Annotated in this window: 21 protein-coding genes and 1 tRNA gene; 11 read left to right on the top strand and 11 right to left on the bottom strand. The window is 69.2% G+C overall.

All coding sequences use genetic code 11. From position 1 onward, the window contains the following. Positions 1–13 precede the first annotated feature (13 nt). Together AB0J91_RS15600 and AB0J91_RS15595 are read right to left on the bottom strand one after the other, a co-directional pair. Positions 14–385 carry an ArsC/Spx/MgsR family protein gene (locus AB0J91_RS15600; protein ID WP_132672095.1) on the bottom strand — a complete coding sequence of 124 codons (372 nt, stop codon included), beginning with the start codon at positions 383–385 and terminating at the stop codon, positions 14–16. A gap of 83 nt (positions 386–468) precedes the next feature. After that, positions 469–1,263: an alpha/beta hydrolase gene (locus AB0J91_RS15595; protein WP_363868776.1), complete on the bottom strand. Its 795-nt coding sequence runs from the start codon at positions 1,261–1,263 to the stop codon at positions 469–471. Positions 1,264–1,475: 212 nt separating this feature from the next. Here AB0J91_RS15595 and folP (AB0J91_RS15590) point away from each other — a divergent pair, with 212 nt between their 5' ends. The 3 genes from folP (AB0J91_RS15590) (at position 1,476) to folP (AB0J91_RS15580) (ending at position 4,056) form a co-directional block, all read left to right on the top strand. After that, complete coding sequence (gene folP, locus AB0J91_RS15590; protein WP_363868773.1) at positions 1,476–2,342, top strand: dihydropteroate synthase; 867 nt, start codon at positions 1,476–1,478, stop codon at positions 2,340–2,342. After that, positions 2,342–3,088, top strand: a complete 747-nt coding sequence (locus AB0J91_RS15585; protein WP_363868770.1) for a pyrimidine reductase family protein — start codon at positions 2,342–2,344, stop codon at positions 3,086–3,088. The genes folP (AB0J91_RS15590) and AB0J91_RS15585 overlap by 1 nt, the downstream gene beginning before the upstream one ends. 152 nt (positions 3,089–3,240) lie before the next feature. Then, on the top strand, positions 3,241–4,056 hold the full coding sequence (folP, locus tag AB0J91_RS15580; protein WP_363868836.1) for a dihydropteroate synthase: 816 nt from the start codon (positions 3,241–3,243) through the stop codon (positions 4,054–4,056). 117 nt (positions 4,057–4,173) lie between these two features. Here the strand turns inward: folP (AB0J91_RS15580) and AB0J91_RS15575 are convergent, their stop codons facing one another. Continuing rightward, positions 4,174–4,908 carry a GAF domain-containing protein gene (locus AB0J91_RS15575; RefSeq protein WP_363868767.1) on the bottom strand — a complete coding sequence of 245 codons (735 nt, stop codon included), beginning with the start codon at positions 4,906–4,908 and terminating at the stop codon, positions 4,174–4,176. Between the two features lie 483 nt (positions 4,909–5,391). Next, positions 5,392–5,467 (bottom strand) — tRNA-Lys (locus tag AB0J91_RS15570). A gap of 474 nt (positions 5,468–5,941) precedes the next feature. Here AB0J91_RS15570 and AB0J91_RS15565 point away from each other — a divergent pair. The 3 genes from AB0J91_RS15565 to AB0J91_RS15555 are packed head-to-tail and all read left to right on the top strand — an operon-like array spanning position 5,942 to position 9,055. Further along, positions 5,942–7,123, top strand: coding sequence for a cobalamin-independent methionine synthase II family protein (locus AB0J91_RS15565; RefSeq protein WP_363868764.1), 1,182 nt, complete (start codon positions 5,942–5,944; stop codon positions 7,121–7,123). Between the two features lie 39 nt (positions 7,124–7,162). Beyond that, positions 7,163–7,861: a class I SAM-dependent methyltransferase gene (locus AB0J91_RS15560; protein ID WP_363868761.1), complete on the top strand. Its 699-nt coding sequence runs from the start codon at positions 7,163–7,165 to the stop codon at positions 7,859–7,861. 51 nt (positions 7,862–7,912) lie between these two features. Further along, entirely contained in the window at positions 7,913–9,055 is a 1,143-nt protein-coding gene (locus tag AB0J91_RS15555; protein WP_363868758.1) for a serine hydrolase domain-containing protein, read from the top strand. Between the two features lie 7 nt (positions 9,056–9,062). Here AB0J91_RS15555 and AB0J91_RS15550 read toward each other — a convergent pair whose 3' ends face one another. Further along, positions 9,063–9,605, bottom strand: a complete 543-nt coding sequence (locus tag AB0J91_RS15550; RefSeq protein ID WP_363868755.1) for a chorismate mutase — start codon at positions 9,603–9,605, stop codon at positions 9,063–9,065. Positions 9,606–9,820: 215 nt separating this feature from the next. On the opposite strand from AB0J91_RS15550, the gene AB0J91_RS15545 reads away from it, so the two are divergent. Beyond that, complete coding sequence (locus AB0J91_RS15545) at positions 9,821–10,348, top strand: phosphatase PAP2 family protein (protein ID WP_363868752.1); 528 nt, start codon at positions 9,821–9,823, stop codon at positions 10,346–10,348. Position 10,349: 1 nt separating this feature from the next. Here AB0J91_RS15545 and AB0J91_RS15540 read toward each other — a convergent pair whose 3' ends face one another. Together AB0J91_RS15540 and AB0J91_RS15535 are read right to left on the bottom strand one after the other, a co-directional pair. After that, complete coding sequence (locus tag AB0J91_RS15540) at positions 10,350–10,964, bottom strand: YigZ family protein (RefSeq protein WP_363868749.1); 615 nt, start codon at positions 10,962–10,964, stop codon at positions 10,350–10,352. A 514-nt stretch (positions 10,965–11,478) separates the two neighbouring features. Continuing rightward, positions 11,479–12,600 carry a 5-methyltetrahydropteroyltriglutamate--homocysteine S-methyltransferase gene (locus AB0J91_RS15535; protein ID WP_363868746.1) on the bottom strand — a complete coding sequence of 374 codons (1,122 nt, stop codon included), beginning with the start codon at positions 12,598–12,600 and terminating at the stop codon, positions 11,479–11,481. A 170-nt stretch (positions 12,601–12,770) separates the two neighbouring features. On the opposite strand from AB0J91_RS15535, the gene AB0J91_RS15530 reads away from it, so the two are divergent. Continuing rightward, positions 12,771–13,931 carry an FAD-dependent monooxygenase gene (locus AB0J91_RS15530; RefSeq protein ID WP_363868743.1) on the top strand — a complete coding sequence of 387 codons (1,161 nt, stop codon included), beginning with the start codon at positions 12,771–12,773 and terminating at the stop codon, positions 13,929–13,931. Positions 13,932–13,997: 66 nt separating this feature from the next. Here the strand turns inward: AB0J91_RS15530 and AB0J91_RS15525 are convergent, their stop codons facing one another. The 4 genes from AB0J91_RS15525 to AB0J91_RS15510 form a co-directional block, all read right to left on the bottom strand. Further along, the gene (locus AB0J91_RS15525; RefSeq protein ID WP_363868740.1) at positions 13,998–14,822 is read right to left on the bottom strand and encodes an aldo/keto reductase; all 825 of its coding nucleotides are present in this window, start codon (positions 14,820–14,822) and stop codon (positions 13,998–14,000) included. A 116-nt stretch (positions 14,823–14,938) separates the two neighbouring features. Continuing rightward, entirely contained in the window at positions 14,939–16,147 is a 1,209-nt protein-coding gene (locus tag AB0J91_RS15520) for an MFS transporter (RefSeq protein ID WP_363868737.1), read from the bottom strand. Between the two features lie 201 nt (positions 16,148–16,348). After that, positions 16,349–18,061, bottom strand: a complete 1,713-nt coding sequence (gene ctaD, locus AB0J91_RS15515) for a cytochrome c oxidase subunit I (protein WP_363868734.1) — start codon at positions 18,059–18,061, stop codon at positions 16,349–16,351. A gap of 176 nt (positions 18,062–18,237) precedes the next feature. Continuing rightward, positions 18,238–18,807, bottom strand: a complete 570-nt coding sequence (locus AB0J91_RS15510) for a TetR/AcrR family transcriptional regulator (RefSeq protein ID WP_363868731.1) — start codon at positions 18,805–18,807, stop codon at positions 18,238–18,240. A gap of 90 nt (positions 18,808–18,897) precedes the next feature. Between AB0J91_RS15510 and AB0J91_RS15505 the strand changes: the two genes are divergently transcribed. The 3 genes from AB0J91_RS15505 to AB0J91_RS15495 are packed head-to-tail and all read left to right on the top strand — an operon-like array spanning position 18,898 to position 23,680. Further along, on the top strand, positions 18,898–20,511 hold the full coding sequence (locus AB0J91_RS15505; protein WP_363868728.1) for a carboxyl transferase domain-containing protein: 1,614 nt from the start codon (positions 18,898–18,900) through the stop codon (positions 20,509–20,511). Positions 20,512–20,520: 9 nt separating this feature from the next. Continuing rightward, a complete protein-coding gene (locus AB0J91_RS15500; RefSeq protein WP_363868834.1) occupies positions 20,521–22,518 on the top strand; it encodes an acetyl/propionyl/methylcrotonyl-CoA carboxylase subunit alpha in 1,998 nt (665 codons plus the stop codon). Between the two features lie 4 nt (positions 22,519–22,522). Then, complete coding sequence (locus tag AB0J91_RS15495) at positions 22,523–23,680, top strand: acyl-CoA dehydrogenase family protein (protein ID WP_363868725.1); 1,158 nt, start codon at positions 22,523–22,525, stop codon at positions 23,678–23,680. The last annotated feature ends 49 nt before the right edge of the window (positions 23,681–23,729 follow it).

Genomic DNA, 23,729 nt, shown 5'->3' with positions numbered 1-23,729 from the left:
AAACCCTTGGCGGCTAGGCGTTCTTCTCGGCGTCGAGGACGCGGCTCACCGATTCCGGGTCGCGGCCGACGACGGTGGTGCCCTCGGACGCGGTGATGATCGGCCGCTGGATCAGCTTCGGGTTCTCGCTCATCAGCCGCAGCCAGTCGTCCCGGTGCTCGGCGTCCTTCGGCAGCTCGCGGAGCCCGAGCTCCTTCGCCACGGCCTCACCGGTTCGCGCGATGTCCCACGGTTCCAAGCCGAGTCGCCCCAGCACGGCTTCGAGCTCGGCGACGGACGGAGGGTCTTCGAGGTACCGCCGCACGGTGTACCCGGCCCCGGCGGCGTCGAGCTCGCCAACAGCGGAACGGCACTTCGAGCACTGCGGGTTGACCCAGATCTCCATCACGGCTCCACAGTACCCACGCCACCAGATGCCCTGTGCAAGCAGCAAGAACCTCCCGCATCGAACCGATCTCGCGGATCCCTTCAGGCGCGGGACCAGAGGTTCTGGAGGGCGTGGTTGACGGCTTCCGGTTCTTGGACGTGCGGGTAGAAGCCGGGCACCGTCAGGAGTTCTCCGCCGATGCGGTCGGCGAGAACCTGGGCGGCGATGGTGAGCGGTTCGCCCGCGAGCTGCCGGTAGGCGGCCGGAGCCCCCGCCCAGTCGCCGACGACGACCAGCGACGGCCAGGGCGCGTCGGCGATCGGACCGAGGTCGACCGCCGCGTCCCAGCAGGGCCGTTCGCCCATGCTCGTGCGGGCGGCGCGAAGGCGTTCCGGTGTCGCGGGTGGGGTCGGCATGCCGACGCTCTCGGTGGCCAGGCGGAGGTACTGCTCGGCGGTCATCTCCGGTGGCAGCGAGCCGGTGGACGCGCGGTTGCGGGCGAGGCAGTCCGCGATGACCGGGTGGTCCTCGGCGACGCGCAGCGACCCCGGCTGGATGAGGCACAACGACCGGACGAGGTCGGGGCGCCGGGAGGCTGCCAGCAGCGCCGCCACCCCTCCGTAGGAGTGGCCGACCAGGTGCGCGCCGTCTCCCAGCGCCTCGACGACGTCGGCGGCATCGACCTCGTAGTCGGTCCGGTGCGGCCCCTCCAGGTCGGGGCTGCCACCGTGGCCGCGCCGATCGAGCAGCAGGATCCGGCGATGCGCGGCGAGCGCCCGCTGATGCCCGAACCCGTACCGGTCGTCGTCGCCCCAGGCGAGCACCCCGTGGACGAACACCGCCGGCGGCTCCGCGGCCCCGGGCTCGGCCAGCACGGTCGCGCTCAGCTCCACCATGAGTTCGATCAAAGCACGTCCGCGCTCGGCCGGTGGGCGGTTTTGGTCCGAACCGACCGGGCAGAACCGACATCGATCACGGGCGGTTCGGACCAAAACCGCCCGATGCCAACGGCCGCGGAGGCGATGGGTGAGCGGGCCGTGGAACAGGCCTGGTTCGGTAGGCTCGGCGAGAAGCGTTACGCGCCGAGTTTTCCCAGTTAGGGGGCTGGATGCCTGAGTTGGCCTTCCGGGGCCGAGCAGTGGTCGGCGATCGAGCCTTGATCATGGCGATCGTCAACCGCACGCCGGATTCGTTCTACGACCACGGCGCCACCTTCGAGGAAGGCCGAGCTCGGGCAGCCATCGCCGACGCCGTCGCGGAAGGCGCCGACGTCCTGGACATCGGCGGCATCCCGGCGAGCCCGGGGCCGGAGGTGACGGTCGAGGAGGAGATCCGCCGCGTGCTCCCGACCCTGGAGTGGACTCGCGCGGAGTTCCCCGACCTGATCATCAGCATCGACACCTACCGGCACGAGGTCGCCGACCGCGTGTGCCAGGCAGGCGCCGACCTGCTCAACGACACGTGGCAGGGCTACGACCCGGAGATGCTCGACGTGGCCGCCCAGTACGGCGCCGGTTACGTCTGCTCCCACACCGGCGGGCTGGAACCGCGCACCGACCCGTCGCGCCCGCGCTACGACGACGTCGTCGCGGACGTCATCGACCAGACGACGACGCTGGCGGAGAAGGCGGTTTCGCTCGGCGTTCCCCGCGAAGGCGTGCTGATCGACCCCGCGATCGACTTCGGCAAGAACACCTACCAGTCGCTGGAGATCCTCCGCCGGCTGCCGGAACTGATCGACACCGGCTGGCCGGTGCTGATGGCGATGAGCAACAAGAACGTCGTGGGCGAAACGCTCGACGTGGAGCTCGGCGACCGCGTGACCGGCACGCTCGCCGCGACCGCGCTCGCCGCGCAGGCCGGGGCGGTCATGTTCCGCGCGCATCAGGTTCGGCAGACCCGGCACACCCTGGAAATGGTCGCGAGCATCGCAGGCGGGCGCGAGCCCTCGAACGTCGTGAGGTATTTGGACTGATGCACCTGTTGTGGCCGCCCGACGAGGCGGGGAACGTCGAACGTGCGGAGCTCGAACGCCTCTACGGGTATCCCGAGGGCGAGTCCAAGTGGCTGGCGGTGAACTTCGTGTCGAGCGCGGACGGTGCCGTCGAGGTCGCCGGACGCTCCGGCGGGCTGACGAACGCGGCCGACCGCGAGGTGTACCCGCTGGGGAGCAAGCTGGCCGACGTCATCCTGGTCGGGTCGAACACCGCGGTCATCGAGGAGTTCCGCGGCATCGAACCCGACGAGGACCAGGCCGAGCTCCGCGAGCGCCACGGTCTGGCGCCGATCCCCCGCATCGCGGTCGTCACGTCCGGTCGAACCCTCCCGGCGGACGCGCCGGTGATCACCGACGCGCAGGTCCCGACGATCGTGATCACCAGCGATTCAGCACCTCGCGAGCTGCGGGAGCAGTGGGAGGCGGCCGGTGCGGAGGTCGTGCTGGCCGGTGAGTCCGAGGTCGACTTCGGCGTGGCGATCGCGGCTCTGGAGCAGCGCGGCCTCCGGCGGATCCACTGCGATGGCGGGCCGCGGCTCTTCGGCTCGCTGCTCGAAGCGGGCGCCGTCGACGAGCTGCGCCTGACGATCTCGCCGCTGCTGGTGTCCGGGACGGCGGAGCGGATCGCCAAGGGCGCCGGCATCGACCCCGCCCGGCTCAGCCTCGCCTCGGTGCTCGCGCAGGACGACACCCTGCTCGTCCGCTACCTGGTATCGAACAGCTGAGCGCTCCTCGCGGCTCGGCTGTTCTGGCAGACTTGCCCGCATCGGGCCTCCGAGGCCCTCTCAGGAAGGAACGGGCATTGCGAGATCTTGGCTCCAGCGCGGTCGACCTGGTGTTCCGCGGTCGCCGGGTTGTTCGGGACCGGGCGTTGGTGATGGCGATCGTCAACCGAACGCCGGATTCGTTCTACGACCGAGGCGCCACCTTCGAGGAAGACGCGGCCAAGGCGGCTGTGGAACGCGCCGTCTCAGAGGGCGCCGATGTGATCGACATCGGCGGCGTGACAGCGAGCCCCGGCGCCGAGGTCGACACCGAGGAAGAGATCCGGCGCGTGCTCCCGACGGTGGAGTGGACCCACCAGAACTACCCGGACGTGCTGATCAGCGTGGACACCTGGCGGCACGAGGTGGCCGACGCGGTCTGCCGAGCGGGCGCGGACATCATCAACGACGCCTGGGGCGCCGCTGACCCGCAGATCCTCGACGTGGCGGCGAACTACGGCGCGGGGTACCTGTGCACCCACGCCAACCGCGACCCACGCGCCGAGCCGGTCCGCTCCGACTACGACGACGTCGTCTCCGCGGTGGTCCAGGAGACCACGCGCTTGGCCGAACTCGCCGAGTCCAAGGGCGTGCCCCGCGAGGGCATCCTCATCGACGGCACCGGCTACGGGAAGAACACGGTGGACCACCTGGAACTGGTGGCACGCGTGGAGGAGATCGTCTCCGCGGGATGGCCGGTGCTGATGGCGCTGTCGAACAAGACCTTCGTCCGCGAAAGCCTGGACCTGGACGTCGCCGACAAGGACGAGCTCCTCACCGGCACCCTGGCGGCCACCGCCGTGGCCGCCCACGCCGGAGCCATCATGTTCCGCTCCCACCAGGTCCTGCCCACCCGGCGCACGCTGGAGATGGTGGCCTGCATCCGAGGCATGCGCTCCCCGATCAGAGAACAGCAGTGGATCTCCTGACCTGATCAGGAAAGCAAAGAACCCCAGGCCGTGTGGCCTGGGGTTTTTGGTGGGCCGCCAGGGGATCGAACCCTGAACCCGCGGATCGTCGATCCATGGTGGACAGTGCTTTGCCGGTCAGCGGCCGTCGTCGTCGAATCGCAGGGTTCCCACGGCCACGTCGTGGGCCACGTCGCTGAGCGGCCGGTCACACGCGAATGCATGCGCCCGCAGGCACGTCAGTGCCGTCTCGATTTTCACCTGCATTTGGTCCGAAATGAGTCCGATCGCTTGGTGGAGGATCACCCATAGCTGGAGGCGACCCTGCAGCCAGTCGATCTCTTGTTGTGGTGTCTCTTGTGCGATGACGCCGAGTACCGCCCAGGTGGCTATGTCCGCGGCGCGCCGTGCGTTGGCCACGTCCTGGACCGCGAGGTGTTCCAGCGTGGTGCTGTGGAAGCACAGCGTCCCGAGGCTGGGCCCGTCGGCGTTGAGGGGGAGAGCGTGCAGTGTTCGTGCCGGCTCGCCGCCGACCGCGTGGCCGAACAGGGGCCAGTGGTGCTCGCCTAACTCGGCGAGGTCCAGAACATGCACGGGTCGTCCGGATTTGTGCGCGTCCAGGTCCGGTCCCTCTCCGAGCTCGAATTGCAGCTCGGTGATGCGGCGGGCCGCTTCGTTGGTGGCGCAGACGGGTTCCTGGTGATGGGAATCGGTCATGGTCGTGATGGACGCGCCGTCGAACGGCAACGCATCCACCGCAACCTGACACACCTGCAGCGGGGCATCGGGCTCTCCGGCCGCGACGATCGCGGCGAAGGCTTCGGCCAACGGCAGCGGCGCATCTCCGCCACGGCTCCGGCTCCGAACGGTCATGGGCTTCGTGTCATCTCCTCGACGCTGGTCGAGCGAATACCGCAGACGCGGGCACCGACCCGACACGAACACCCTGGATGCCACCCGCCGTCATCAGGTTAGTCAGTTCCACGAGGCACGTCGACTACGTGAAACACATGCATATCCGCATCCTGAGGAACATGGGTGCGAAATGAATCCGCGGGGGGCGTGGGCACCGTTTCGGACGCGCTGGCTACGAGTGGGTGACCCTCCACACGCTGCGCAAGACAGTCGCGACGCTCCTTGACGAAACCGGCTCGACGGCTCGCCAGGTGGCCGACCTCCTTGGCCGCTCGCGGGTGTCGATGACCCAAGACGTACTTCGGCCGGGGGCAGCAGTCCCGTGCCAGTGCCGAAGCCCTGGCCTTCGTGGTGCCCAATCGAGGGGCCGGGGAAAGTTGGCAATCAATTGGCAACCGGGCCTCGGCAACAAAGAACCCCAGGTCGTGTGACCTGGGGTTTTGGTGGGCCGCCAGGGGATCGAACCCTGAACCCGCGGATTAAAAGTCCGCTGCTCTGCCAGTTGAGCTAACGGCCCTCGAGCGCAAGGTTACAAGGTCCGGATGATCTTCGCGGCTCGTGGTAGCGGCAATTCGGACCGAAGTCACACCATGGCCTCCGAGGGGTCGCGCAGCCGAGCTCTCCGGATGCGTGCACTTCCGCCGAACTCGAAGGGACAGCGACGTCTTGACCTACCAGCGGGCAGTGGCCAGGGCGCGCACCTGCTGAGCCAGGACATCGCGCGGGCGACGGACTTGGGCTTGCGGGCCATCGCGGCGACGATCTTTCCTTCGTGCCCTCCCGGGACGGGGCGGTTTTGGTCTGAACTGACCGGGCGAAACGGATGTTGATCACGGTCGGTTCGGACCGGAACTGCCCAGTGCGCGCTCGAACGCTCCAGGTGGGTTTCCGGGTCGTGGTGGGGGTGTTGACCGGGGGTCGGGGGTGGAGAAGGGTTCGGAGTGCGGTCTGGGGGGCCGTTTTCGTCAGGGTCATCAGAAGAAGGAGAGCCGTGAGCAGGATCCTCGCGACGCACACCGGAAGTCTGATCCGTCCGACCGAACTCCTGTCGTTCCTGTCCGCGAAGGCCCGAGGTGCGGCCGTGGACGAGGACGCCTACCAGCTCCGCCTGTCCGAGTCCGTCGACGACGTCGTCCGCAAGCAGGTGGAGGCGGGTGTCGACGTCGTCGACGACGGCGAGATGGGCAAGGCCAGCTGGATCACCTACCTCTACGAACGGGTCAGCGGCCTGGAGTCGCGGCCTATCGACCTCGAAGGGTCGAGCATGCTCCCGCCGAGCCGCGACCGGCAGGCGTTCCCCGGTGCCTACGCCGAGCTCGACGCGCTCGACGAGGCGGCCGTCCGCAAGAGCAGCGCGCAGCAGCAGGCGCCGTCGGCCTGGTTCTGCACCGGTCCGCTGCGCTACGACCGGACCGCGATCGACCGCGACATCGCGAACGTGAAAGCCGCTGTGGCGCAGCACGAAGCGGTCGAGGCGTTCCTGCCGGTGGTCGCGCCGGCGAGCGCCTACTGGCTGACCAACGAGCACTACGACTCCGAGGAGGAGTTCGTCTTCGCGCTGGCCGACGTGCTCAAGCAGGAGTACCGGGCGATCGTCGACAGCGGCCTGCTGCTGCAGGTCGACGACGCGGTGCTGATGCACGAGTGCGACACGATCCTGGCCGGGGGCGGTTCCTACGACGACTACCGGCGCTGGGCGGAGCTGCGCGTGCGGGCCCTCAACCACGCGCTGGAGGGATTGCCGGAGGAGCGCGTCCGGTACCACGTGTGCTTCGGCAGCTGGCACGGTCCGCACGCGTACGACCCACCGCTGCGCGACGTCATCGACCTGATCTTGCAGGTCAACGCGGGTGCTTACGCGATGGAGCAGGCCAACCCGCGGCACGAGCACGAGTGGCGGGTGTGGGAGGACGTGAAGCTGCCGGACGGCAAGAAGCTCATCCCGGGCGTGGTCACGCACCACACCAACGTCGTCGAGCACCCGGAGCTGGTGGCGCAGCGGCTGGTTCGGCTGGCGGGTGTCGTCGGGCGGGACAACGTGCTCGCCGGAACGGACTGCGGTTTCGCGCAGGGCGCCTTCGTGAAGCGGGTCCACGAGGAGATCCAGTGGGCGAAGCTCTCGGCTCTGGCGGAGGGCGCGCGACTGGCGTCTCAGCATCTTTGGAGTCGCTGATTTCCTCTGTGCCGCTTGGTTTTTCGGTATCATGACCGGATGGGACATGCTGCTCGTTCGGTGCGCGACGTTGACGGTCTGCTGCGGATGCTCGACGAGATCTTCCCGGCACCAGAACCGTTCTGGGACCGCTTCTACGAGGACCGCGACCGGGACGTCCCGTTCTTCGCCGCCAAGCCGGATGAAAGTCTCGTGTCCTACCTGGACAGAGGGATGCTGGGGTCCGGCCGCGCGCTGGATCTGGGGTGCGGTCCCGGCCGCAACGCCGCGCACCTGGCAGCCTCCGGGTTCGACGTCGACGCGGTGGACCTGTCGGCCACCGCGATCGCGTGGGCCCGGGAGCGAACCCCGGAGGTCCGCTTCCACCAGGGCGACGCCTTCACCGCGGACCTCACGGGCCCCTACGACCTCATCTACGACTCGGGTTGCTTCCACCACCTGCCGCCGCACCGCCGGATCAGCTACCTCGACCTGCTCGACCGGCTCCTCGCCCCCGGCGGGCACCTGGCGATCAGCTGCTTCGCCGCCGGAGTCGACAACTCCGGGACCGAGCTCCCCGACCTGGAGCTCTACCGCCAGGGCGTCCTGGCCGGCGGTCTCGCCTACACCCACGAGGAGCTGCGGGACGTCTTCGCCGATCTCACGCCCGTGGAGGTCCGGCCGATGCGCGTCCAGCCGCCGGAGTCGCCGGTCTTCGGCGTGGACTTCCTCCAGGTCGGTCTCTTCCGGCGCCGATGAGTTCTGGGGTGCCGTCGAGTCGACACTCGAAGGCTTCGAAGGAGGACGACGGTGGGATTCGATCAGGCCAGGCTGGCGCGGATGCGCGAGGTCATGGAGGGCTACGTCGCCGACGGCACGCTCCCCGGAGCGGTGACCGCGGTCAGCCGCGGGGGTGAAACGCACATCGCGTCGTACGGGAACCTGTCGATCGGCGGTGAGCCCGTGCGGCGCGACACGATCTTCCGCATCGCCTCGATGACCAAGCCCATCACCGCTGCGGCCGTGATGAGCCTGGTGGAGGAGTGCGCGCTGCGGCTCGACGACCCGGTCGAGGAGTTGCTGCCCGAACTCGCCGACCGGCGCGTGCTGACCAGCCCGGACGCCCCGCTGTCGGACACGGTCCCGGCGGCTCGGCCGATCACCGCGCGTGACCTGCTGACCTTCACCTTCGGGCTCGGCGCCGTGCCGGGCGACGTGCCGATCGCGAAGGCGATGCACGAAGCGGGTCTGTCACCGTCCCCGGTCGACCCGGGCGTGGCTCCCGACGAGTGGATGCGGCGGCTCGGCGAACTCCCGCTGGCGTACCAGCCCGGTGACCAGTGGCTCTACCACACCGGCTCGGACGTGCTCGGCGTGCTGATCGCCCGCGCGACCGGGCGGGAGCTCGCGGACCTGCTGCGCGAGCGGATCTTCGAACCGCTCGGGATGCGCGACACCGGCTTCCGCACCTCGGCCGAATCCCGGGTTCCCACCGTCTACATGCCCGACGACGGCGTGCTCGTCCCGTTCCCCGCATCCGCTTCCGAGGAGCCCGCGTTCGGCTCGGGAGCGGGAGGGCTGCTGTCCACGGCGGACGATTTCCTCGCGTTCTACCGGATGCTGCTCAACGGCGGGAAGCACGAGGGAACCCGCGTGCTGTCCCGCGCGTCGGTCGAGCTGCTCACCACGGATCGTCTCGTCGAGTCGCAGAAACCGGATCCCGCAGCCACTTTGCCCGGCAACGTCGGCTGGGCGTTCGGGCAGAGCGTGGTGACCCGGCGGGTCGGCCTGGCGGGGGTCGGCCAGTTCGGCTGGAGCGGCGGCTTCGGCACCACCGCTTTCGCCGAACCGGCCGAGGACCTGATCGGAATCCTGCTCACGCAGCGCGCGCTGACCGGCGGCGCACCGCACTTCCAGGACTTCGAGACCACCACCTACCAGGCCCTCGCCTGAGCGGAGGTCAGGAGCAGATCGAGGGGATCGCCCGGCCCAGCCCGGCCTGGTGCAGGACGGTGAGGTCGTGCGCGGTGCGGGCGTAGGCGCTGAGCAGCCGGCCGTCGCAGGACGGGCCGTCGCGCAGCTCATCGGTGTCGCGAAGCTGCAGCAGGATCGCCTCCCCCAGTCGATCCAGCTCGGGGCGGATCTCGCCGAGATCGGGCCGCTCGGTGGGCTGCTCGTCCGGGTGGGCGCTCCAGTGCGCGTGCAGCCCTCGCTGCACGAGCTTGCTGGCCTCGATCTGGTCGCGGAACACTCGCGTGGCCTCCTCGGGGTCGAGTCCCAGCTCGGCCGCCTTCACCGCGACACCGTCGAGCACCTGCTGCTCGCGCTCGGGGTCCTCGATCGGCGAATCCGTTCCCCACTTGGCCGCCGCGACCTGGTCGGACAGCGCCACGCGCTCCGCGGCCGAACCCACCAGCGGGTCCAGCGCTCCTCCCGCGCTCGCCGGAAGCCCCAGCCCCAGAACAGCGACGACGACAGCACTCCCGACGATCGACGAACGCATCGCAGAACCCTCCCAGAAGATCGGTTTCCCCTCACTCATACACCCGGCCCCGGTGCGCGGTAACGGATTTCCACTGAACTCGTGATCCGATCCCCGTTGAAATCCTGCGGGAATTCGCCCTCCGGCCGGTGTGCCGGGCGATGCCCGGGAATCCGGTTAGGGTGGGTGTGGTGGATTTCAGCTCCGAGTTGTTCCGTGTCATCGCGGGGTGGGGTGTGGCTTCTCCGGCCTGGGTGCAGGCCGTCGCGGTGGTGCTGACCGATGCCCTGCTGCTCGCGTTCATCCCCGTCGCCGTGTTCGTGTGGTGGAAGGTCGACCGGCGGATTCGAGCGATGCTGGCGATCTTGCTCTCCGGTGGCTCCGCGTGGGTGCTCAACGGCCTGGTCAAGGCGCTCATCGAGCAGCCGAGGCCGTGCCGCGCGATGCCCGTTCCCACGGTCGAGCACTGCAGCGAGGTCGGGATCTTCTCGCTGCCCAGCGGGCACTCGGCCACGGCGGCGGCGTTCGCGGTGACCGTGGCCGCGCTGTGGCGGAGTGCCGCCGCGGTGGTCGCGGTCGTGGCGTTGCTGGAGGCGTTCCTGCGGGTCTACATCGGCGTGCACTACCCGCACGACGTGGTCCTCGGCCTGCTGTTCGGAGTGCTCATCGGCACGATCGCCGCGGTGGCGGGCAAGCCCGGCGCCAGACGGCCTCCCGCGGCACCCGCCGACACCGCGGCGGCCACCACGTCGGCGGCGTCCTGACCTACATCTCGGCGTGGACGAGCGGGCCTTCGGCGGCCTGAGCGGCTCCGCCGGTGCTCTCGGCCAACCAGGCGTGGAACCCGTCGACGTCCTCCACCGGCACGTGGACGTGGAAGCGGACCGCGGCGTCGTAGGAGGTGTCGGCGACCTGGTAACCGGCCGACCGCAGATCGTTGTCGAGCCTGCCCGCCAGCACGTAGTCGGCCTCCACCAGCAGCACCCGCACCGGTCGCCGCTGAAGGGTTCCGACGTGCTCCAGAGCCGCCGACACCGCGCCCCCGTAGGCGCGGACCAGGCCGCCCGCGCCCAGCAGCACCCCGCCGAAGTAGCGGGTCACCACGGCCACGGCGTTGGTGATCTCGTTGCGGCGCAGCACTTCCAGCATCGGCACCCCGGCCGTGCCCGCGGGTTCGCCGTCATCGCTGGACTTCTGGATCTCGCCGGAGTCGCCGAGGACGAACGCCGAGCAGTGGTGGCGGGCGTCGTGGTGCGCCTTGCGCTGGAGCTGGATGAACTCCCGCGCCTCGGACTCCTCGGTCACCCGCGCCAACGAGCAGATGAACCGGGATCTGCGCACCTCGATCTCGTGCTCGCCCGACCGCTTGATCGTCCGCATCAACCCTCCCCCGGACATCCTCCCACCTGGGGGTTCAACGATCGGCGTGTGGGGATTTTCATGGAAGGGACGGGCGATTTCCGCATTGTCGGTACCGCCACGTACCGTCCACCTCATGGAGCAATCATCGAGCCCGTTTGAACCAGGCGTGCGGGTGCGTGCCACGTTCGGCCGGTTCCGTGATCAGGAGGGCACGGTGGTGGAGACCGCCACGGGTCTCCCGCAGGTTTTCGAAGGCCCGGTCCTCTGGGTGAGATTCGACGGCGCCGAAGAACCGGGCCTGGTGGCAGGACGCTTCCTCGAAGAAGCGGCCTGATCTCGATCTGACGGTGATCGCCGTCCGCGGCGGTGCCGGGTAGCAGAACCTGAGCGGCTCCATGGACTGCGGGTGCCGTCGCCCATGCGGTCCAACGCACGACGCGACGGCCGTCCTCGCCACGAAGCCGCTCAGAACCTGCGGCGGTGCGATCGCTCCGGTGGGAAGGACGAGGACCGAGCAACCGCCCGCGAACGATCAGCCCCAGACCTCCTGGGCCGTTTCCACGACCAGGCGGAGCTTGGCGACCTCTTCCTCGTAGGTCAGGGCGTTGCCGTCCTTGGTCGAGGCGAACCCGCACTGCGGCGACAGGCACAGCTGGTCGAGGTCGACGTACTTGGCGGCCTCGTCGATGCGGCGCTTGAGCTCGTCCTTGGACTCCAGCTCACCGCGCTTGGTCGTCACCAGGCCCAGCACCACGTGCTTGCCCTTGGGCACGTACCGCAGCGGGGCGAAGGTGCCCGAGCGCTCGTCGTCGAACTCCATGAAGAAGCCGTCGACCTCCAACTGCCCGAACAGCGCCTCGGCGACGAAGTCGTAGCCGCCCTCGGCGACCCACGACGACCGGAAGTTGCCACGGCACATGTGCGTGGTCACCGTCAGCGTGTCCGGGCGGCCGCGCAGCGACTCGTTGATCAGCTCGATGTCCTTGACGTGCGCGTTCTCGCCGTCCTCGCCCCGAGCGTTGAGCATCTCCCGCTGCTTCGGGTCGTTGAGGTAGGCCAGGCTGGTGTCGTCGAGCTGCAGGTAGTGGCAGCCCAGGTCGGCCAGGGCGCGCACCTCCGCCCGGTAGGCGGCGGCCAGGTCGGCGCGGAACTCGGCCATGTCCGGGTAGACGCTGGAGTCGACGGCAGCGGGGCCGCCCCGGTAGGTCAGCATGCCCGGCGACGGGATGGTCAGCTTCGGCGTGTTCTTGGTGGTCTTCGAGGTCAGGAACCTGAAGGCGTCGGCGAAGATCGTGCCCGAGAGCTTGATCTTGTCGGTGACCTTCAGGTCGGGGGTGATGAACTCGATGTCACCCTGGGCGTTGTGGAACTGGACCTTGAGGCTGTTGTCGTCGACGCGCTCGACGCCGTCCAGCTGGTACAGGAAGTCCATGTGCCATGAGCTGCGGCGGAACTCGCCATCGGTGGCGCTCTGCAGGCCGATGTCCTCCTGCATCTTCACGACCTGGGTGATCGCCTCGTCTTCGATCCCGCGCAGCTCGGCGTCGTCGATTCGGCCGGCCGCGTGCGAGTCTCGGGCTTCCAACAGGCGCTCGGGGCGGAGCAGGCTGCCGACGTGGTCGGCCCGGAACGGTGGTGCAACACGTGGGCTCATGGCAGGCAACATAGTTCTCGGGTACCCCGGTGCCTAGGCGAGTTTTCATTTTCCGAAAACCTGTCCCCGATATGGTGCGGCGACGCCGTTCACGGCGTGTGACCAAGGACAATTCGGTACATACGGTCGAGTGGATAAAATTGTCGGGGTAGCTACGTCGGGGATGACGGATGGAGACGATGCGAGTTCTCGTGATCGGAGCCGGAGTCGGGGGACTCGCAATCGCCAACGGGTTGCTCGGCAAAGGCCATGACGTGCAGGTTTATGAGCACCACGACGCCTTGAGGACGTCTGGCGCGGGCATCACGGTGTGGAGCAACGGCACCGCGGCGCTGCGCGAGCTGGGCGTGGACATCACCGACCGCGGGCATCAGCTCGACAGCCTCCGGTCACTCACCGAATCCGGACGGTTGCTCTGGGAAGCCGACCTGGACGAGGTCACCGAGCGGCTCGGGTCGCCGACCGTGCAGATCCCGCGCCGGGAGCTGATCGCGGAGATGGCCGCCGCGCTGCCTCCGGGCGCGCTGCAGTTCGGCCGCCGCTGCGTCTCGGTCAGCGAGCACTCCGATCACGTGCGGGTCGAGTTCGCCGACGGCTCCAGCGCGGTCGGCGACGTGCTCATCGGCGCCGACGGGCAGCGCTCGGTAGTGCGCCAGCAGGTCCTCGGCGGTGATCCCGCCAAGCCCACCGGCTGGGCCAGCTGGCAGGGGCTGACCCGCAGCGACCTGCCGGTCGCCACGGGCAGGCAGACGCTCAACATCGCCGGGCGCAACGCGCACTGCGGGCTCATCCCCACCGGTGACGGGCTGCTGCACTGGTGGTTCGACATGCCCTGGAAGGAGGGCGACCGGGTCCACACGGTCGCCGAGCTGCGCGAGATGTTCCGCGGCTGGCCGGGTCCGGTCGAGGCGCTGCTGGCCTCCGTCACCGACGACGACCTGGGCTTCTTCCCCCACATCCGGCACAAGGTCCCGCACATCTGGGGCGGGCCGCGCAGCACCCTGCTCGGCGACGCCGTGCACGCGATGCCGCCCGCGGTCGCCCAAGCGGCCAACCAGACGCTAGAAGACGCCTGGCTGCTCACCCAGTACATGGCCGACGCCGAGGGCTCCCCGGCCGAGCGGCTGCGCGCCTACGAGTTCGAACGCCGCCCGCGGGTCCTCAAGGTCTCCCGCACGGCGGCGCTGACCTCGGCGCAGCGACGGACCCCGATCCAGCGCCTCGCCCGCTTCCCGGGCTGGCTGGCCACCCACAGCCAGGTCGTCTCGCTGCGCTCGGGCAGCAACGTCCTGCGCGCCCTGTCCCCGAAACCCCGCCTCCGCGTCGCCTGAGCGCGAAGGAGAAGGACCCCCGACCACCAGCGGCGGTCGGGGGGTCTTCTCAGCGAGGGCGAAGGCTCACATCTCGTCCGGGTTCGGGCCGACGCGGACGCCCGTTTCGAGGGCGGTGATGGCCTTGATGTCGTCCTGGGCGAGCTCGAAGTCGAAGACCTCGATGTTCTCCTTGATGCGCGAAGGCGTGACCGACTTCGGGATGGTCACGTTGCCCAGCTCGATGTGCCAGCGCAGCACGATCTGCGCCGGGGTCTTGCCGTACTTCTCCGCCAGGTTGGCGACCGTGGCGCTGTCCAGCAGTCCGTTGTTGCGGCCCAGCGGGCTCCACGCCTCGGTGGCGATGCCGTGCTCGGCGTGGAAGGCGCGCAGATCGGCCTGCGGCAGGTTCGGGTGCAGCTCGATCTGGTTGAGCGCGGGCACGATGCTGGTCTCGTCGAAGAGGCGCTGCAGGTGCGGGATCTGGAAGTTCGACACGCCGATCGCCTTGGCGCGGCCGCTGTTGTAGATCTTCTCGAACGCCTTCCAGGTGTCGACGTAGGCGTCCTGGCTCGGAACCGGCCAGTGGATCAGGTAGAGGTCCACGTAGTCGAGGCCCAAGCGGGACAGGCTGTCGTCGAACGCCTTGAGCGTGCTGTCGTAGCCCTGGTCGTCGTTCCACAGCTTGGTGGTGACGAAGAGGTCCTCACGCTTGACGCCCGAGTCGGCGATGGCCTTGCCCACGCCTTCCTCGTTGCCGTACACCTTCGCGGTGTCGATGCTGCGGTACCCGGCGTCGATCGCTGCGCGGACCGGGGCGATGACCTCGTCGGCCGGAACCAGGAAGACGCCGTAACCCAGCTGAGGCATGGAAGCACCGGTGTTCAGCGTGACGTTCGGAACCTGAGTCATGTGCGTGTTTCCTCCACCGAATTCGGGATTGGTCTGGCCAAGGGGCCCCGGTCGGCTGGAACCGATTCAGGGCCCCTTGCATTCCAGAGCACTCTTGTGAGCTGAGCAACCGCAGATCAGGCGGTGAGCTCGGATTCGGTCGCGGGCGATGCCTGGTGCGAGGCCACGACCCCGCCGCGCTTCGGACGGCTGTCCAGCCGGCCCGAGAGCACTGCGAAGCCGAGTCCGACGAGCGCCAGCAGAGCGCCGATCCAGCTCGGCGAGACCAGCCCGAACCCGGCGGCGATCACCACGCCGCCCAGGTAGGCGCCCAGCGAGTTGGCGATGTTGAAGGTGGACTGGATGCTCGCCGAACCCAGCGCCGGGGCTTCCTTCGCCTCGTCCAGGATGCGGGCCTGGATGCTCGGGATCGCGGTGAATCCGGTCGCGCCGATCAGGAAGACCATGATCGGAGCCATGATCGGGTTCTGCGCGGTCAACGCGAACACCACCAGCGACACCGCCAGCGCGGAGATCCCCACGCACAGCGTCTTGAGCGGCGAGCGGTCGGCGAGCCGTCCGCCCACCGCGGTGCCGACGGTCATGCCGACGCCGAACACCGCCAGCAGCGGGGTGACGGCGGTGGCGCTGAAACCGGTCACGTCGGTGAGCACGGGCTTGATGTAGCTGTAGAAGGAGAAGATCGCGGCGAAGCCGAACACGACGACGGCGAAGGCGAGCCACACCTGCGGGCGGCGGAACGCCCGCAGCTCACCGCGCAGGCTGACCTCGGTGGGCTTGGGCTGCTTGGGCACCAGGATCGCCACGGCGGCCAGCGCGATCACGCCGATCACGGCGACCAGGCCGAAGGCCCAGCGCCAGCCGAGGGCGTGTCCGAGCTGGGTGCCGATCGGCACGCCCACGATGTTGGCGACGGTGAGGCCGATGAACATCATCGAGATCGCCTGGCCGCGCCGGTCGGCGGCGACCAGTCCGGCGGCGACGACCGCGCCGATGCCGAAGAACGCGCCGTGCGGCAGTCCGGAGATGAACCGGGCGGCCAGCAGCGTCTCGTGGTTCATCGCGAACGCGGAGAACAGGTTCCCGGCCGTGAACAGCACCAGCATGTTCAGCAGCATCGTCTTGCGGCGCGAGCGCAGTCCGATCATGGTGAGCGCGGGCGCGCCGATGACGACGCCGAGTGCGTACAGCGAGATGTAACCGCCGGCGTCGGGGATCGACACCTGCAGGTCGGTGGCCACTTCAGGCAGCAGCCCCATCATCACGAACTCGGTCGTTCCGATCCCGAATGCGGCGATGGCCAGGGCCAACAGGGCAATGGGCAAGGAAGTCTCCCGTGTGGTGAAGAAGGTGGTGGTCTCTTCCGCGCGCGCTGCACTGCACGGCGTTGTCAGGCGATCGTCGCCTCGTGGGTGCGCGGTCGACGGAAACGATTCAGTTCAGCGCCGACGATGGCGCTCCGCACACGTTCAACAGTACGCAGGCCTGCGCTCTTCCTCGTCGGAGTATGAACCGCGCCACGAAGGTCATCGCCCGTTCGGCCCAGGGCCGCGGCGCAGCGAGGCGTGCGCTTCGGACTCCAGGCGATCGGCCATGTGCGGGTAGTGCAGTTCGAAAGCCGGGCGGATGGACCGGATGCGCGGCAGCGCGGTGAAGTTGTGCCGCGGCGGCGGGCACGTCGTCGCCCACTCCAGGGAGTTGCCGTGGCCCCACGGGTCGTCCACGTCCACCGGCGTGCCGAAGCGGTAGCTGGTGAGGACGTTGTAGAGGAACGGCAGCATCGAGGCGCCGAGCACGAACGCGCCGATGGTGGAGACCGTGTTCAGAGCCGTGAAACCGTCGGTGACCAGGTAGTCGGCGTAGCGGCGCGGCATCCCCTCGTCGCCGAGCCAGTGCTGCACCAGGAACGTCAGGTGGAACCCGACGAACGTCAGCCAGAAGTGCAGCTTGCCCAGCCGCTCGTCGAGCATCCGGCCGGTCATCTTCGGGAACCAGTAGTAGACCCCGCCGAACACCGCGAACACGATCGTTCCGAACAGCACGTAGTGGAAGTGCGCCACGACGAAGTAGGTGTCGGTGATGTGGAAGTCCAGCGGCGGTGAGGCCAGCAGCACCCCGGTCAGGCCGCCGAGCAGGAAGGTCACCAGGAACCCGATCGAGAACAGCATCGGGGACTCGAACGTCAGCTGTCCGCGCCACAACGTCCCGATCCAGTTGAAGAACTTGATGCCCGTCGGCACCGCGATCAGGAACGTCGCGAACGAGAAGAACGGCAGCAGCACGGCGCCCGTGGCGAACATGTGGTGCGCCCACACGACCGCGGACAGGCCCATGATCACCATGGTGGCCAGCACCAGCCCGGTGTAGCCGAACAGCGGTTTCCGGCTGAACACCGGCAGGATCTCGGTGACGATCCCGAAGAACGGCAGCGCCACGATGTAGACCTCGGGATGGCCGAAGAACCAGAACAGGTGCTGGTAGAGGATCGCTCCGCCGTGGGCCGGGTCGAAGACGTGCCCGCCGAGGTGGCGGTCCACCAGCAGCCCGAACAGCGCGGCCGTCAGGATCGGGAACGCCATCAGCACCAGGATGCTGGTGGCCAGGATGTTCCAGGTGAAGATCGGCATCCGCCACATCGTCATACCCGGGCAGCGCAGGCACACCACGGTCGTGATCATGTTGACCGCGCCCAGGATCGTGCCCAGACCGCTGACGATCAGCCCGGCCGCCCACAGGTCGCCGCCGGGGCCGGCGCTGAACCCGCTGCGCGACAGCGGTGCGTAGGCGGTCCAGCCGAAGTCGGCCGCGCCGCCGGGCATCAGCAAGCCGCTGATCACGATCAGCCCGCCGAACAGGAACAGCCAGTAGGAGAAGGCGTTCAGCCGCGGGAACGCCACGTCCGGTGCGCCGATCTGCAGCGGGAGGATCACGTTGGCGAAGCCGAACACGATGGGCGTGGCGAACAGCAGCAGCATGATCGTGCCGTGCATGGTGAACAGCTGGTTGTACTGCTCCTGGGACAGGAATTGCAGGCCGGGGGCGGCCAGTTCACCGCGGATCAGCAGCGCCATCGCTCCGCCGGCGATGAAGAAGGCGAACGAGGTGATCAGGTAGAGGATCCCGATGTCCTTGGGATCGGTCGTCCGCAGCCAGGGCACCAGCCGCGCGCCCTTGCGCGGGCGCCTGCCGGCCGCGGTCCGGGTGGGCACCGTCGTCGGTTGGATCTGAGTGGTGGCCATGCAGCCTCCGGCCTTCGCGGGAGCGACCTCTACCGACCAATGCTCCGTCCTTACCCGCGAATCCGCCCTCGCAATCTTCGTCGCGCGGTCAGGTCGGGCGCTGCTGATCACGGGCCGGTCGAGCCGGGGAGGACTTCGGTGGAATCCCGGCTCCACGATCTGGAGCCCGGCGGGGTTCAGATCGCTGCGATGGCTCCGTGCGCCATGTCGCGGAGGAGTCGCGCCATCGCCGAGGTGTCCAGGTGCGCGCTGAACGGCGTCGAGTTGATCAGGCCGAAGACCGCGTGCGCCGCCGCGCGGGCGCGGGGCCGGTCCAGCTCCGGACGGGCGTCGCGCAGCACCGCGACCCACACTTCGACGTAGAGCCGCTGGGATTCCCGGACCCGGCGGTGGTCGCGGTCGGAGAGGGAGTCCAGGTCGCGCATGTGCACCGTGATCAGCGCGGGGTTGTGCAGCGCGAACTCCACGTGCCAGCGCACCAGGCGATCCAGGGCGTCCTGCGGGCCGGAAGCGGCGTCGACCCGGTGCTTGCCGCCGAGCAGCAGCCGGTCGCTGATGCCGGTCAGCAGCTCCGCCAGCATCGCGTCCTTGCTGCGGAAGTGCCGGTACAGCGCGGGTCCGGAGATGCCCACGGCGGCTCCGATGTCGTCGATGCCGACGCCGTGGAAGCCGGCACGCGCGAACTTCTCCGCCGCCGCGGTCAGGATCTGCTCGCGCCGGGTCGGTTTCGCCGCATCGGTCGACATGCTGCTCAATACTAGACGACTCGGTTAACCGGCGTTAACATGGAGCACAAGTTAACGATGACTAACCGAGCCAAGCGGAAGGTGTGCCCCATGGATGCGCCCGCTCTGCGCACGTCGGTGGACCCGGGCTCGCCGGAGTTCGCGCGCAACGCCGAGCAGCACGCCAAGCTCGTCGACGACCTCAACGCGCAGCTGGACAGGGCCCGCCTGGGTGGGCCGGAGAAGGCGCGCATCAGGCACGTCGAGCGCGGCAAGCTGCTGCCCCGGGATCGGGTGGACGCGCTGCTCGACCGGGGTTCGCCGTTCTTGGAGCTCTCGCCGATGGCCGCCCACGGCCTCTACGACGACGAGGCTCCGTCGGCGGGGATCATCACCGGGGTCGGCCGGGTGTCCGGTCGCGAGTGCGTGGTGGTGGCCAACGACGCTACGGTCAAGGGCGGCACCTACTACCCGGTGACGGTCAAGAAGCACCTGCGCGCGCAGGAAGGCGCACTGCACAACAACCTGCCCTGCCTGTACCTGGTCGACTCGGGCGGTGCGTTCCTGCCCAGGCAGGACGACGTGTTCCCGGACCGCGAGCACTTCGGTCGGATCTTCTACAACCAGGCCACGATGTCCGCGCGCGGCATCCCGCAGATCGCCGCGGTCCTCGGCTCCTGCACGGCGGGCGGCGCCTACGTGCCGGCGATGAGCGACGAGGCCGTGATCGTCCGCGAGCAGGGCACGATCTTCCTGGGCGGTCCGCCGCTGGTGAAGGCCGCGACCGGGGCCGAGGTGACCGCCGAGGAGCTGGGCGGTGGAGAGCTGCACTCGCGCACCTCGGGCGTCACCGACCACCTCGCGGCCGACGACGCCGACGCGCTGCGCATCGTCCGCAACATCGTCAGCACGCTCGGTCCGCGGGAACCGCGCCCGTGGGAGGTCGCGCCGAGCGAGGAGCCCGCGGTCGACCCCGACGAGCTCTACGGCGCCGTGCCCACGGACTCCCGCACCCCTTACGACGTGCGCGAAGTGATCGCGCGGATCGTCGACGGAAGCCGCTTCGCCGAGTTCAAGCACGACTACGGCCAGACCTTGGTGACCGGTTTCGCCCGCATCCACGGCCAGCCCGTCGGCATCATCGCCAACAACGGGATCCTGTTCAGCGAGTCCGCCCAGAAGGGCGCGCACTTCATCGAGCTGTGCGACAAGCGCTCGATCCCGCTGGTGTTCCTGCAGAACATCTCCGGGTTCATGGTCGGCAAGGAGTACGAGGCCGGCGGTATCGCCAAGCACGGCGCGAAGATGGTCACCGCCGTCGCCTGCGCCCGGGTCCCGAAGTTCACCGTGGTCATCGGCGGCTCGTTCGGCGCGGGCAACTACTCGATGTGCGGCCGGGCGTACTCGCCGCGGTTCATGTGGATGTGGCCCAACGCCCGGATCTCGGTGATGGGCGGTGAGCAGGCCGCATCCGTGCTGGCCACCGTCCGGCGCGACCAGCTGGACGCGCGCGGCGAGCAGTGGCCCGCCGAGGACGAAGAAGCGTTCAAGCAGCCGATCCGCGACCAGTACGAGCACCAGGGCCACCCCTACTACGCGACGGCGCGGCTCTGGGACGACGGCGTGATCGACCCCAAGCAGACCCGGGACGTGCTGGGCCTGGCCATCTCGGCGGCGGGCAACGCACCGCTCGAACCGATCTCCTACGGCGTTTTCCGGATGTGAGGGATGAGCATGTTCGACACCGTGCTGGTCGCCAACCGCGGGGAGATCGCGGTTCGGGTCGTCCGCACCCTGCGTGAACTGGGCATCCGCTCGGTCGCGGTGTTCAGCGACGCCGACCGCGATGCCCGCCACGTGGCCGAAGCCGACACGGCGGTCCACATCGGACCCGCGCTGGCGACCGAGAGCTACCTCAACGGCAAGCGGATCCTCGACGCGGCCCGGGAAACCGGCGCGCAGGCGATCCACCCCGGTTACGGATTCCTGGCCGAAAACGCCAACTTCGCGCGCGCCTGCGAGCAGGCGGGCGTGGTGTTCATCGGCCCGCCCGCGAGCGCGATCGAGTCGATGGGCGACAAGATCCGCGCCAAGCAGACCGTCTCGGCGGCGGGGGTCCCGGTGGTGCCGGGCCGCAGCGACGCCGGCATGACCGACGCCGACCTGCACCGGGCCGCGCTGGACGTCGGGTTCCCGGTGCTGCTCAAGCCCTCGGCGGGCGGCGGCGGCAAGGGAATGCGGCTGGTGCACGCCGAAGCCGAGCTGGACGACCAGATCGCCTCCGCGCGCCGCGAGGCGGGCTCGTCGTTCGGCGACGACACCCTGTTCGTCGAGCGGTTCGTCTCGCGACCCCGGCACATCGAGGTCCAGGTCCTCGCCGACTCGCACGGCAACGTCGTGCACCTCGGCGAACGGGAGTGCAGCCTGCAGCGGCGGCACCAGAAGATCATCGAAGAGGCGCCGTCGCCGCTGCTCGACGCTCAGACGCGCGCCCGGATCGGGGCGTCGGCGGCCGACGCGGCGCGCGCGGTCGGTTACACCGGGGCCGGCACGGTGGAGTTCATCGTCTCCGCCGACCGGCCGGACGAGTTCTTCTTCATGGAGATGAACACCCGCCTGCAGGTCGAGCACCCGGTGACCGAGCTGGTCACGGCGGTGCGTGGCGAGCGCGGTGTGGACCTCGTCGAGCAGCAGGTCCGGGTGGCCTCGGGCCAGCCCCTGACCTGGGAGCAGCAGGACCTGACGCTCGACGGTCACGCCGTCGAGGCCCGCGTCTACGCCGAGGACCCGGCCCGCGGCTTCCTGCCCACCGGCGGTGAGCTGCTCGCCGTCCACGAACCCACCGGTCCGGGAATCCGCGTCGACTCCGGCATCCGCCCCGGCGGCAGCGTCGGCTCCGACTACGACCCGATGCTGGCCAAGGTCATCGCCTGGGCTCCCGACCGGGCCGACGCCCTGCGCCGTCTCGACAAGGCCCTCGCCGACACCACGATCCTCGGCCTGAACAGCAACATCGCCTTCCTGCGCGCCTTGCTGCAGCACGCCGACGTCCTCGCGGGCGACCTCGACACGGGCCTGGTCGAACGCGACCTGGACTCGCTGACCGAGAGCGAGGTGCCCGAGCACGCCTACGTCGCCGCGGCGCTGGAACGCCTCATCGCGGTCCAGCCGAGCAGCGGAGCCGACCCCTGGGAAGCGTCCAACGGCTGGCGCCTCGGCCGCCCGGCGTGGAGCACCTGGCGCTTCACCGGAGATCTCAAGGTCCACCTCCGGGGCGCTCCCGAGCGCGCGGAGGTCGCGGTCGAGACCGGGGACACGACGGCGTCGACGGACACCTCCGGCCACCTCCAGAGCGACACCCTCACCGTCACCTACCAGGGACGGACCCGCCGATACAGGTGCGCGCACGTCGACGGCACCACCTGGTTGGCCGCGGACGGGCACACGTGGGCGCTCACCGAGCACCGGCTGCTGGCCGAACGCGGCGGCGCCGCCGGCCGCTCCGACGGTGTCGTCACCGCCCCGATGCCGGGAACGGTGCTGGTCACCGACGTCACGCAGGGGCAGCAGGTGCGCAGCGGACAACGACTGTTCGTCGTCGAGGCGATGAAGATGGAGCACACCGTCACCGCCCCGATCGACGGAACAGTCACCGAAGTTCACGCGAGGAAGGGGCAGTCGGTCGGGCTCGATCAGCCGCTGGCCGTTCTCACCGCCCAAGGGGAGGAATGACGCGATGGTTGACCACCGGCTCAGCGAGGAGCACGAAGCGCTGCGCGAGAGCGTGCGGGAGTTCGCGCGCAAGGAAGTAGCCCCGGTCATCGCCGACTACTACGAGCGGGAGGAGTTCGCCTACCCGCTGGTGCGCAAGATGGGTGAGATGGGCCTGTTCGGCCTGCCGGTCCCGGAGGAGCACGGCGGCATGGGTGGCGACTACTTCGCGCTGTGCCTGGCGTTGGAGGAGCTCGGGCGCATCGACCAGTCGGTGGCCATCACCCTCGAAGCCGGGGTGTCGCTGGGCATCATGCCGATCCTGCGCTTCGGCACGGAGGAGCAGAAGCGCACCTGGCTGCCCAAGCTTGCCCGGGGCGAGGTGCTCGGGGCGTTCGGCCTCACCGAGCCCGACGGCGGTTCCGACGCGGGCGCCACCCGCACGACGGCGGTGCTCGACGGCGACGAGTGGGTGATCAACGGTTCGAAGGCGTTCATCACCAACTCCGGCACCGACATGACCGGGTTCGTCACGGTCACCGCCGTCACCGGTGAGCGTCCGGACGGCCGCAAGGAGATCTCGGCGATCCTGGTGCCCTCGGGCACCCTGGGCTTCACGGTCGCCAAGAAGTACTCGAAGGTCGGCTGGAACGCCTCCGACACGCACGCCCTGTCCTTCGACGACTGCCGGGTCCCGGCGGACAACCTCGTCGGCGAACGCGGCCGGGGTTACGCCCAGTTCCTGGCCACGCTCACCGAGGGCCGGGTGGCGATCGCCGCGCTCGGCGTCGGCACGGCTCAGGGCTGCGTCGACGAGTGCCTGCGCTACCTGGGAGAACGCGAGGCGTTCGGGCACAAGATCGGCGAGTACCAGGCGATGCAGTTCAAGGTCGCCCAGATGGAGCTGCGGGCCCACACGGCCCGGCTGGCCTACTACGACGCGGCCTCGCGGATGCTGCGCGGCGAGCAGTACAAGAAGGAGGCCGCGATCGCCAAGCTGGCCTCGTCGAACGCGGCGATGGACAACGCCCGCGACGCCACGCAGATCTTCGGCGGCTACGGCTTCATGAACGAGACGCCGGTGGGTCGCTTCTACCGGGACTCCAAGATCCTGGAGATCGGTGAGGGCACCAGCGAGGTGCAGCTCATGCTCATCGCCAGGGAGCTCGGCCTACCGGCCTGAGCAAGACGAGAGGTCGTGGTCGCGAGCGGGGGGCTTCGCGGCCACGACC

This window comes from Saccharopolyspora sp. NPDC049357 (assembly GCF_040677225.1).
Taxonomy (GTDB): Bacteria; Actinomycetota; Actinomycetes; order Mycobacteriales; family Pseudonocardiaceae; genus Saccharopolyspora.
The sequence above is the reverse complement of the archived record's forward strand: the minus strand, read 5'-3'. Positions and strand labels throughout refer to the sequence as shown.